The organism is Deltaproteobacteria bacterium (genome assembly GCA_021737785.1).
GTDB lineage: Bacteria > Desulfobacterota > DSM-4660 > Desulfatiglandales > Desulfatiglandaceae > AUK324.
Map to the genome: position 1 here is coordinate 80046 of JAIPDI010000008.1, position 11717 is coordinate 91762.

Below are 11717 nucleotides of genomic sequence, written 5' to 3' on the forward strand. Positions count from 1 at the left end.
GCCGATCCCCAAATCCCGGCATTCTTTAATCCCTAAATTCCTGAATTCCTGAATTCCTGAATTCCTCAATTCTTTAATTCCCCAATTCCCAAATTAATCTATATCTCTTAATCTATATCTCATTGATCATGGCCATGATCTGATCTTCTCCAAAGCCCTTCAGGTTCAGCGCCCCGGATCGACATGAGGCCACACACAACCCGCATCCCTTGCACAGCGCGGGATTGATTTCCATTTTACCTGCAAAAGGTCCCTGCGTCACCACTGCAGGGGCTGAATACGGACAGATGGTCCCGCACACGCCGCAGCTGCTGCACGCGTAGGGATTTACACAGGCCACCGTCCCGGTCATTCGAACCGACTTTCGGGACAGAAGCGTCACCGCCCGGGATGACGCGGCCAGTGCCTGGGCAACGGATTCGTCTATCGGTTTGGGATAATGGCTCATCCCGCAGAGGAATACGCCGTCTGTGGCAAATTCGGAAGGCCCCAGCTTGGCATGGGCCTCCACAAAAAACCCATCTTCATTCATCGGCACCTTGAACAATTGCGCAAGCTTCTCGTCCCCATAGGGCACGATGGCTGCGGCCAGCACCACCAGATCAGGGGTGAAGGTGATTGTTTCCCCCAATACAGTGTCCCGCACCTCAAGTCTGAGACGGTCCTCATCCAAAAACACCCGGGGCTTCTGATCCACCGAGAACGGGACAAACACCACCCCTGCCAGGCGCGCGTCCCGATAAAGACGCTCCCGTTCCCCGTAGGTGCGGATATCCCGGTATAATATATAGACCTTCATATCCGGGTTCAGCGCCTTCAGCTGGAGCGCGCTCTCAATGGAATGGCTGCAGCAGACCCTGGAGCAATAGGGTCGCTCAGGCTCCCGGGATCCCACGCACTGAATAAATACGGCGGTCCTGATATTTTTGAGGGCCGGATCGCCGGCAATCATCTTTTGATCCAGTTCCAGGTGGGTGAGCACCCGGGGGTCCTCTCCATACATGTACTCTCGAGGCCTCGACTCCCTTGCGCCGGTAGCGATCACCGCAACACCGTGCTCGATCAGAGAATCCTCCCCGTTTGAGACGAGTCTTGTTTTGAAGTTTCCCACAAACCCTTCCACATCGTCCAGTTCCGTGTCGAGACATACGTCGATTTGAGGATCTTCCTGAACACATGTAATCAATTCAGCGAGATGCTTTTGAACGTCTTCTCCCTTCCAGGTCCTGAAAAGGGCTAAGGACTGACCGCCCAGGGAAGAAGACCGTTCCACAAGGCAGACCGGAAATCCCTGAGCAGAAAGACTTTTTGCCGCCGTCATCCCGGAGATCCCCCCCCCCACCACCAGGGCCTTCGGGCTGATCCCCAGTTCGGCCTCCATCAGAGGTTCCATCAGTGCGGCCTTGGCCACGGCCATTCGGACCAGGTCCTTGGCCTTTTCGGTCGCTGACCGGGGAGAATCCTTATGGACCCAGGAGTCCTGGTTCCGGATGTTGGTCATTTCAAAAAGATATTTATTCAGGCCCGCATCCACCAGTGTCTCCTGAAACAGGGGCTCATGGGTCTTAGGGGTGCAGGCCGCCACTACAATACGGTTAAGACCTTTATCCTTGATGATTCGGGCGATGATCTGCTGGGTATCTGTGGAACAGGTAAACAGGTTGTCCGTGGCATATTCCACGTAAGGGAGACCCCTGGCGTAATCTCGCACCCCGGGGACATCCACCACCCCCCCGATATTGATGCCGCAGTGGCAGATAAATACGCCGATGCGGGGTCTTTCCCCGGCGATCTGTCTCTCCTCCGGAACCTCGATATGCCTGGTCAGGGTGTTCCTTGCGCCGCTCAACCGGGCGCCCGCCTCTGCGGCTGCAGAACTGGCTTCGATGATGGACTGGGGGATATCCTTGGGTCCTTGAAATGCCCCGCACACGTACACGCCCGGTTTGGACGTGGATACCGGACAAAACGATTCTGTCTCGCAGAATCCCCCCTCGGTCAGGTCGACGTCGATCCGGTGCGCCAGTTCCAAAGCCTCAGGGGAGGTCTCCATGCCGACGGAAAGGACCACCATGTCAAAGGTCTCCTGGACCACGTCCCCGGCTTCGTTGACATAGGGGATCAGGAGGTCGCCCGAGTCTTTCAGGTCGATGGTGGGAACACGCGATCGTATGAAACGGACCCCGTGCTTTTCTCTTGCTTCCGTGTAGTACCGCTCGAAATCCTTTCCGTGGGTCCGCATGTCCATGTAAAAGATAGCGCAGTCCAGGCCGGCCCCAGCATGTTCCTTGGCGATAACCGCCTCCTTGATGGCGTACATACAGCAGACCGACGAGCAATACCCATGATCGCATCGGTGAACGTCCCTTGATCCGACACACTGGAGCCACGCGATTTTCTTGGGCGATGTTCCATCGGAAGGCCGCTGGAGATGCCCCTGATACGGTCCTGTGGCACTCAGGATCCGTTCAAATTCCACGCTTGTCACCACATTGGGGTACTTGCTGTATGCATAGGTGGTGTAAGGGCTGGGGTCGTAGGATCTGAATCCGGGGGCGAGGATAACGGCGCCCGCCCGGATGGTTTGTCTTTCCTCTTTTTGGTCAAAACAGATGGCCTTTGTGGGGCAGAATTTTTCGCAGGCCCGGCATTTTCCTTTTTGAAAATAGATGCAGTTGTCTTTGTCAATGACATATTTGAGAGGGACCGCCTGGGGATATTCCACATAGATGGCCTTGCGTTTAATGAGATTCCCGTTAAAGAGATCGTCCACCTTTTTCGGGCATTTCTCCGAGCAGGTGCCGCAGGCGATGCATTTGTCCATATCCACATACCGGGGGCGCCTCAGAACCTCCACCTCAAAATTTCCGGCCTCTCCGTGGACCGCGGCAATGTCGGCCAATGTGATCAGTTCGATATTCAGGTGCCGGTCGACCTCGACCAGTTTGGGGGAGATGATTCACATGGCGCAGTCATTGGTGGGAAAGGTCTTGTCCAGCCGGGCCATGGCCCCGCCGATGGCCGGCCCCTTTTCCAGAAGGTATACGTAGTATCCGGAACCGGCCAGATCAAGGGCGCATTGCATGCCGGCAATCCCTGCGCCTGCAACCACAACAGCTCCCGTTACACCATCAGACATGAGTTATCTCCTTGAATTTGAAATTTGGCGACCCTGAGCTTTTATAGTTGCATTGTAACTATATTATAGCCATTTTGCAACCGATAAAATCGCCCTGCCACGCCGCCCACCCCTTTGCCTCAGCCCCCATGCCCTCTATCTTTTTTCCTGACCCAGGAGATCAAAGGGGGTGGCGTATCCGGTCAGTTCCACGTATCCTGCGCCCTCCACGGCGCCACGGCCCTTCCGCCCCCTGATCGTCACGCACCCCTCCCAGTAGCTCACCCGCATGGAACGGGTCAGCCGCAGTTCCTGGTCCTCCATTCGAGGGGAGATTTCCAGATCGAGCTGCAACGGGAACACCCGGATCCGCCATTGGCAGGGGTAATCTCCCCCTGAATGGGGGCTCCGCCATCGGTCCATGACCTCCACACGAAAGTCATCCCTCGAAAGGTGTTGCGGCGCCCCTGTGGAAGGCACAAATGTCCCGCTGGAGGCAGGGTTCCACGAACCGTCTTTTTCCCGCAGGATGTAGAGCATCAGCTCGGTCTTGTCAGACAACTGAAGGCTGAACCAGTCCCACCCCGCGAGTGTCGGCTCCAGGGGGGCCGTGCTGTACTCGTGGTCCATCCAGGCCGACCCTTTCACTTTATAAGTCCTTCCATTCACGAAGAGATCTCCCGAGGCCTCAAGGCGGGTGAGGGAATAGTAGCAGCTGGCGCTTTCAGGCCCCAGGCCTTTTTGGCTGTATCCTCCCCTGCCGTGCGCCGTGGGGGCCTTGCGGGGCGTACATGTCAGGTCAAAAGAGAACGTGTCGGTCGTCGCTGTCAGATGATGTCCCGAGGGCGTCATCATGGACTTCCACCGGCCCAGGAAGACCTCGATCGCATCCCCTGTCTCGGCTACGCCGCCAAGTCCCACCGCCTCTCTGGCCACGTCCTCATCCCAGTAAAAGCGCCCGCCCTCCACGTCTGAAAGGGCGATATGGGCCAGGAAGAGATTCTTTGCGCGCCACGACGACGGATGGGACGGCCACCCTTTTTCAGCGCCTGGAGGGATGAGCTGCCGTCTGAAGATGGTCAGTTGAACCCCGAAGGGACGTCCGCCCTCTGCGTAAAGATTCCCCGTATAATACCACCACTCTGTCTGATACCCGGGATGGGCCCCGTGATCCGCGGGAAATGCAAAATCACAGGGCCCCTCAACAGAGAGATACTCCCCCCCGAATATTGTCCCGCTTCCCCAGAGAAAGACGGCACCCACCACCACATAGATGCAGATTAACCCGGCCGGTCGAAAATATCGTTTGATCACTGTCAGGCCTCCTTCAAGGCCTGCGCGGGCGATGCGCGCAGGATCAGACGGGCCGCGGGCAGCGCGGCGGCGAGGGCCGTAGCCAGTATCAGCGGGAGGGAGACCAGAAAGGTTCCGATGTCGATCCTGTAGAGGAACGTCCATCCGAAGGACTGCGGATTAATCACATAAATGAGGAAAGAGGAGAGGAAGAACCCGCATGCGAGCCCGATGAGTTCCCCTGCCGCCACCATGAGGGCCGCCTCCCAGAAGACCATGGCGCGGATCTGCCCGCGACTGGCGCCGATGGCCGCAAGGGTGTTCAATTGGCGGAACCGCTCCAGGACCAGGACGGTCAGCGTGGTTGCGATCCCCAGGGCGCTTACCACAAGCGCGATGAGCAGCAACACGGTGGTCACCGCAAAGGTCTCGTCAAAAATCCTCAGGACCTCCCTGCGCAGTTGGAGACCGGACGCCATTTCCAGGGGATGGTCCTGTGCGCAACACCGAAGAATCCGGTCTTCCAGGTCCCGGATCGCCGCCTTCAGGTCCCTCTCCCGGTCCTTGAAAAAAAATCGGACGCCCCCCCATGCAATGTCTCCGGTCATGGACTGATAAGCCGTCAAATCCATATAGACCGCACCGCCATTGGTGCGATAATCCCTGAAAACCCCGAGTATAGGGAGATCGAGGACGACCTCCCCGACCTGCGCACGATAACGATCCCCCGGGCTCAGACCGCTTCTGTTGGAGAACACCTCGGAGACCAGAACACCTTGGCCCCCGAAAAGATCGTCGCCGATCTTTTCCATGCGGCCCCGAAGGAGAATAAATCCGCCGTAATTCATGAGTTTGTTTAGGTTTACCGCCTCCAGCTCATAGGGCAACTTGTTGTGCCGAAGATGGAGACGACGATAGGGAAGGACATCCACGTCCGGCCCCATCCCCTGAATCGCTTGGACCACCTGGTCGGGGAGGGCATCACGGTACTTATTGAGTCCGGCCATGCTGGGCCGGAGAAGGTAATCGGCGGCCAGGGTCTGCTCGATCCAGAGCGATACGGTATATCGGAAGCTGTTCACCATGATCACCAGGGATACGAAGAGGGCCACGGCCGTGATCAAGGCACCCACGGAGATGGCTGTCCGGTTGCCTCCCTCCCGCACATAGCGTCCGGCCAAGAAGGCCGGCTCTCCCCCCAGGCGCCGAAGCGGACCGGCCAGTCGGGACCCGATGATCCTCAAGAGGGGTGGGGACAGGCAGGAAAACCCGACGATGAGAAGGCCGGCGGAAACATATCCGGCCAGGGGGAAGGAGCCCACCGGGGGCAACAACGCCAGGGGCCAGGAAAGGGCGATAAGGGAGAGCCCGACAGGAAAAAACACCCTTCCCGTGGAGGGGGGGGAACTTATCGACCCATGGATGGTCATGGCCTCTTTCGGGGCTATCCGGGTGGCATCCCAGGCCGGCTTGAAGGCCGCGATGAGGGACGTGCCGACGGTGATCACAAAAGAGAGGAGGATCTCCCAGGCATCCGGTCGCAATGCCACGGCCTGCACGCGGACAAAGAGGCTGTCGACGGTTCCGCTGACCGCAGTCAGGAGATATTGAACCAGCATGGATCCGATGGGAATCGCCACCAGCCATCCGAAGATCCCCAGGGCGATCCCCTCGGAGAGGATCAATAAAAAGATCAGACCGGTAGACCCTCCGAGCGCCTTCAGGACGGCCAGCTCATTCCGTCGCGCAGCAGCATTCAGGGAAACCAGGCTGTAGACCAGAAACATCCCCACAAAGAGGGATACGAGACTTAACACGGAAAGGTTGAGCTGATATCCCCGGATCATGGCCTCGCCTGTCTCCTTGGTCTCGGCGGAACGTTCCAGGCCGAATGCTTCGGGCAGGGCGCCTCGGATGCGCCGGAGGTCCGCCTCGCCCGCCCATGGCTTGAGCTTGAGGTCGATGCGGTCCACCCAGCCCTGACAGCCGATGAATTCCTGGATCGTGGCGATATCCGTAATGGCCATGGCGCCCCCTTCCACCCGGGCAAGACCCCGGGGTTTTAGAATGCCGAGGATGTGAAAGGGGGTGATCGTGTTCACATGGGAGAGCTGTATCAGGTCGCCGGGGGATCGCCGGAGGGTCTGTGCCAGGGTTCGGGTCATCAGGCAGGTGTTGGGCAATCGGATGAGATCCAGCCACAAGATCCCCTCCTCCTGATCCGGGGCGTCCTGTTGCCAGGTCCGCAGGGGATAATCCAGGATGGGATCGATGCCGATCAGGAGAAAAGGGGGAAGGTCTTTGCCGTGGACCTTGACATAGGTGGAGATAAAGGGGGATGCGGTTTCCACGGCGGTATCTGTTTTCAACCGGGCCACCAGGTGTTCCGGTACGCGGGTCCCCCGGCCCAGGACGGACCAGTCAGCCTTTCCGGAGAGCAGGTCCATGCTTTGGGTGAAGGCGTCCAGGGAGGCATCGACGGCAAGGCGCACGCTTGTGAAAACGGCCGCGCCGAGAGCGATTCCCAGGATGACGGCGACAAGACGCCACGGGTGCCTGCGGAGCTGTCGGGTATTGAACCAGATAAACAGACGGAGATAGGTCATCAAGGATTGCATGGGATCCTTTGGACGATCATCCCGTCTCTGAGGGTGATCTGCAGGGTTGCATAGGGGTCCGCCAGGGTACTGTGGGTGGCAACGATAACCGTGCGCCCCTGACGCCGGTTGAGATCCGCCAGGAGCTTCATGACGATCTCGCCGTTGCGGCTGTCCAGGTTTCCTGTGGGTTCGTCCGCCAGGATGATGGAAGGGTTGTTGATGAGGGCCCTGGCAATGGCCGTACGCTGCATCTCTCCGCCCGAGAGTTGAGCAGGATAGCGTCCCCCGAATTCCCTCAAGCCGAGTTCCTCCAGGTGTTCCAGGGCGCGGTCATGCGTCGTCTGATAGGGTCTTCCTGCCAGGAGTGCCGGCAGACAGACGTTCTCCAGGGCGGTCAGGGTAGGCAGGAGGTTAAAGGCCTGAAAAACCATGCCCACGATGGTCCGGCGGTAGTCGGTGAGTTCGCCTGCCGAGGCCTTGTCCAGATCCCTCCCTTCCACCACCAGGCGGCCCCGGGAAGGTCTGTCAAGCCCTCCCATGAGGGCCAGGAGGGTACTCTTTCCGGATCCGCTGTTTCCCTTGACCACCGCCATCTCACCCTTGCGGATGTCCAGATCAATATCGCGAATCCCGACAACGCCTCCGTTCTCCAGGGGATATATCCGGGTCAACGCATCGGCTTGGATGACAGGGGGATCACCGGGTTGGGCCATGGGGGCACTCTTTGAAAAAGGCGTAACCGTTCACGGGTTCTTAGATTCCGGGGATTGCATTTTCATCCTCTATCCTTTTTATAGTTTCCAGGATCTTTTGGTTCACCGGCGTCGGAATGTCGTATTGCTTTCCCAGTTCAATCACCTTCCCCGCCAGCATGTCCACTTCGGTCTTCCTCTTGGCCTCCACATCCTGGAGCATGGAGGTCTTTCCCTCAGGCGAGAGACCGGATAGAACCGAATACCAGTTTTCAATATCTTTCTCAGACAGATCCACCTTTGCTTCCCTGGCAATGGCCATGACCTCCTTCATGGCCGATTCCATGAGTTCTCTTGCCTCCTGCGATGTCTGGAACGCGGAATAGGGTGCACCAAGGACGGCCGACGCCTGATTTATTCCAACGTTGATCATGAACTTCCACCAAAGGATCCGGATCATGTCGACAGGTGTCTCATAGGCAATTCCGGCGCTGTCAAAGAGGGCCTGCACGTCTTTGACCCGCTCTGAGATGACGGGATTTTTTGCCTCGCCAAAAAACAGCTTCCCTTGAGTGGTATAGGTCAGACGGTTATCTTCCCTGAGCGCATCGATGCCGACAGCAACGGCGTACAATATCTTTTCCATCCCGTAAGCGGCCCCGAGCTGCTCCTCACTGTCGATACCATTCATCACGGACATTATAATGGTCTTCTCGCCGATCCTCCTTTTTATGTCGGTAACGGCCTTCGGTAAATGATGATGTTTTACAGCGACGATGACCAGGTCCGAAGGAGGGGTCGCATCATCCGGTCGAATCACCGGCAAGATATACTGCCTGTTATTGACGTAAAACCCCTTTTCCCTGAGACGTTCATAGCGTTCCCCATCTGCAATTAAAGATATGCAGTTCCGGTCCATATCAAAGAGCTTGCTGGCATAAAAAGAGCCCATGGCGCCGGTGCCTATCAACGAGATGTTTTGGATGGATGACATCATTCAACTCCTTCTTCTTCAACCTCTAATGAAGGTCAAAGGGACATGCGTGTTGCGATTTAAGCGATCGCCGGAGCATACCTTGTGGCGACGCTGCCATTTATTTAAAAATATACTTAAAAAGAGGAAAAAATGCAACTTCACAGGGGGCCTCTCGGCTTCCGGCCCTGATTTCAGCCCGGGGGGAGTGCTTCCAGCCCGGAGAAGACTGGGGCAGCGTTCCACGTATTACACGCTATTCCGCATTCCATCACTGCATTCTCAGGGTGCCCGGGCAAACCAGGCTCTGCGGATGAATCCCCACAAGAAAAACGTCGGCACAAGAGGGCTCGAAATAAACGGGAGTCTGTTCAAGGTCCTTGAAACCGTTACAGCAGATCCCATGTCTCCCACCCTCCCAAGGGGGCAGGCGTAAGTGAATGCATTGACTCCAAAGCGGTACACATACTATTGATCTCCATCTCAAATACCGTATTTCGCCTATGGTCTTTTGACAGCCATTTTCGGATGATCGCCTGAGCGGACACGATCCGGCTGGGAGTCCCCCAACAGGATTCCCGCAGCATTCCATTATAAGGAGGATTTCGAGAATGAAGACAGCCGACGTTCCACCCGGGTTCGAGGAAATGCTGGGGTTTGGTCTTCTGGAGGCCTTATTGGGCCGGAGATCGCGGCGCTTCTTCATGGGCGCAGAGATCCCGGACGGGGTATTTGCGTACAAATCGAGGCACACGCATTTTCCACTCTCCGAACTGGAAAAACTGATGGTGGTCGGGGCCTGCAGCAGCAACACAGGCTGGCATCACATGATCTATCGTGCCGAGGCCTATGCACCCCATCTCTCCAACTATGCGGGGGCGGCAGGCGGAAGGACCTTTCCATCCGCGGCCGGATTTCATACCAGCAACATATTTTTCACCGATGATGAAGGGGTCTATTATCTGGACAACAGGGATGCCCCGGCCTTTGCCGATCCACAGGAGGACGGCTCCCTTGATCCGGGCAGCGTCCTGGACGGATTGAAAGGCCGCATCCGGAAGATCCGGGAAGGACGGCTGTCTCTTCCGCCCGAGCCGCCCCATGTCGAGCCCCACAATACCTGGGTCGCCAATCATCCGGGGACGCTGCTGGTGACCCCTGTGGGCGATCTGGCGCAGCATGTCCTCCTGAACCTCTGCTACATGCTCCAGAACGGGCTGGTGCTGTTCGACGACATCAATAATCGCCGGATACCCGGACTGGCGCAGTTCGAATCCATTGTGGACGTGAACAAGACCTGGCCCATCACCTTTGTGGAGCAGTGGTCCATGTCTGAATTGTCAATCGAGATCGCATCCAGCTGCTATGCGGGTGTTCTCATGCTTCAGGCCATGGGCCTTGGGGGGTGGATGTTCAACGGCCTGGATCCGTTCAGTTTCATTGGCGCCGGAGAAGACCCGGGCGTTCCCGGTTTGGGATTCAGATACGATACCGACGACCGATGGCCCTACCCCAATCCCACAGGTCTGGAGGGGGTGATGGAGGGCTTCTGCCCCCCTCACTATTCCGACATGAGGGCCGCGGTGGAGGCGGTCTGTGAGCGCAAATTCGGTCCGGGCGGACCCTTTCATCCGGATACGCCCGGGCCGTGGAAGGATTCCGCAAAGGTGCGTTCTTCCGCCCAGGTGCACAGTGAGGAGTTCAAAAGGTGTGTAGCGCTCCAGGCCCGGTACGTACTGGAAACCTTCGGCAAATTCCCCGGCACCGTACCGTCCATCTTCTTGATCATGCATCTCCAGGCGCATCACCTGGATCTGGAGTTCTATGACCAGTTCTACAGGCCCGGCGCCTATCTGAGGACTCACAGAGACCATATGCGGTTGTGGCACGACCGGTAAGGGGGTTAAAAAAAATGAAAGAGGAGGTGAAATATGTTAGAATGCTGACTATTTTTTTGTCGTAACAATCTATGCCTGAATGGATCGGAAAGGAGCAAGGTGAAATGCCCACCCTAAATAATCCTTTGGAAATTCTCAAACTGCTCGAAAAATCCAACTGCCGGGAATGCGGGGAAAAAACCTGTCTGGCCTTCGCCGGTGCGGTCTTCCAGGGGCGGAAAATCCTGGGGGAGTGCCCCAGGCTGGATCCGAAAGTCGCTGAACGCGTCACAGGGGAATCCCAAAGGGTTAACGATGTCAAGGACAATCGCCAGGAGGCCCTCGAGATCCTGAAAGCCAAGGTTGCCAGGGTCGACCTTCCTTCCATTGCCGAGCGCATTGGCGGCCGGTTCTCGGACGGCAGGTTGACGGTCAAAATGCTGGGAAAAGACTTTTCAGTGGATGCCGAAGGGAACTTGTATGCCCAGATCCATATCAATCCGTGGGTGGCCGCCCCGTTTCTCGACTATGTAATCCGTGGCAAGGGCATTCCTCCGACCGGGAACTGGATATCCTTCCGGGAACTGAGCAACGGGCGGGCCCAGTACCCGCTTTTTCGGAAACGTTGCGAAGACCCGATGAAACAGATGGCCGACCGTTCTCCCGAGCTCTTCGATGACATGGTGCACGTCTTTGATGGAAAGCAGGTGGAACAACAATTCCAATCGGATGTTTCGGTCGTCCTTCACTTCCTCCCCAAGGTACCCGGCATGATCTGCTACTGGTCTCCGGAAGACGGCATGGCGTCCAGCCTCAATGTCTTCTTTGACGAGACAGCGGACCAAAATCTGTCCATCGGTTCCCTGTTTTCGCTGGGCGCCGGGTTTGCCCAGATGATTCAAAAGGCGGCCTTGCGCCATATGTAGGATTCCTTCAAAAAAATGCAGGGTAAATGGGACATCCCTTATGGGGGATCTCCGGATGAGGCCCGTGGGTTTTTCAAACCGCTCCCGGGCTGAGCCGATCTATCAGCGGCCATGGGTTCGGCCCGGTCCCCGCAAAACCGGCGTTGGCGGATGTTAGACCATAGAAAGGGTGTCACGGACATTGCTCATTCAGGTTGCCAAAAGATTGCGCCGATGGCGCCAAAAACTCAGTCGCGTG

At 57.2% G+C, this 11717-nt stretch carries 7 protein-coding genes; 2 read left to right on the forward strand and 5 right to left on the reverse strand.

The window, feature by feature from the left end; genetic code table 11:
- Nucleotides 1-112 precede the first annotated feature (112 nt).
- From K9N21_06240 to K9N21_06260, 5 genes are all read right to left on the reverse strand, one after another.
- Nucleotides 113-3139: an FAD-dependent oxidoreductase gene (locus K9N21_06240; GenBank protein ID MCF8143502.1), complete on the reverse strand. Its 3027-nt coding sequence runs from the start codon at nt 3137-3139 to the stop codon at nt 113-115.
- Between the two features lie 135 nt (nt 3140-3274).
- A complete protein-coding gene (locus K9N21_06245; GenBank protein ID MCF8143503.1) occupies nt 3275-4432 on the reverse strand; it encodes a carotenoid 1,2-hydratase in 1158 nt (385 codons plus the stop codon).
- A gap of 2 nt (nt 4433-4434) precedes the next feature.
- Complete coding sequence (locus tag K9N21_06250) at nt 4435-7017, reverse strand: ABC transporter permease (protein MCF8143504.1); 2583 nt, start codon at nt 7015-7017, stop codon at nt 4435-4437.
- Nucleotides 7017-7724 (reverse strand): ABC transporter ATP-binding protein, encoded by a 708-nt coding sequence (locus K9N21_06255; GenBank protein ID MCF8143505.1) that lies wholly within the window; start codon nt 7722-7724, stop codon nt 7017-7019. Before K9N21_06255 ends, K9N21_06250 begins: the two co-directional genes overlap by 1 nt.
- A gap of 40 nt (nt 7725-7764) precedes the next feature.
- Nucleotides 7765-8697 carry a ketopantoate reductase family protein gene (locus K9N21_06260; protein ID MCF8143506.1) on the reverse strand — a complete coding sequence of 311 codons (933 nt, stop codon included), beginning with the start codon at nt 8695-8697 and terminating at the stop codon, nt 7765-7767.
- A gap of 590 nt (nt 8698-9287) precedes the next feature.
- Here K9N21_06260 and K9N21_06265 point away from each other — a divergent pair.
- The gene (locus K9N21_06265) at nt 9288-10574 is read left to right on the forward strand and encodes a hypothetical protein (protein ID MCF8143507.1); all 1287 of its coding nucleotides are present in this window, start codon (nt 9288-9290) and stop codon (nt 10572-10574) included.
- 104 nt (nt 10575-10678) lie between these two features.
- On the forward strand, nt 10679-11479 hold the full coding sequence (locus K9N21_06270; GenBank protein ID MCF8143508.1) for a DUF3786 domain-containing protein: 801 nt from the start codon (nt 10679-10681) through the stop codon (nt 11477-11479).
- The last annotated feature ends 238 nt before the right edge of the window (nt 11480-11717 follow it).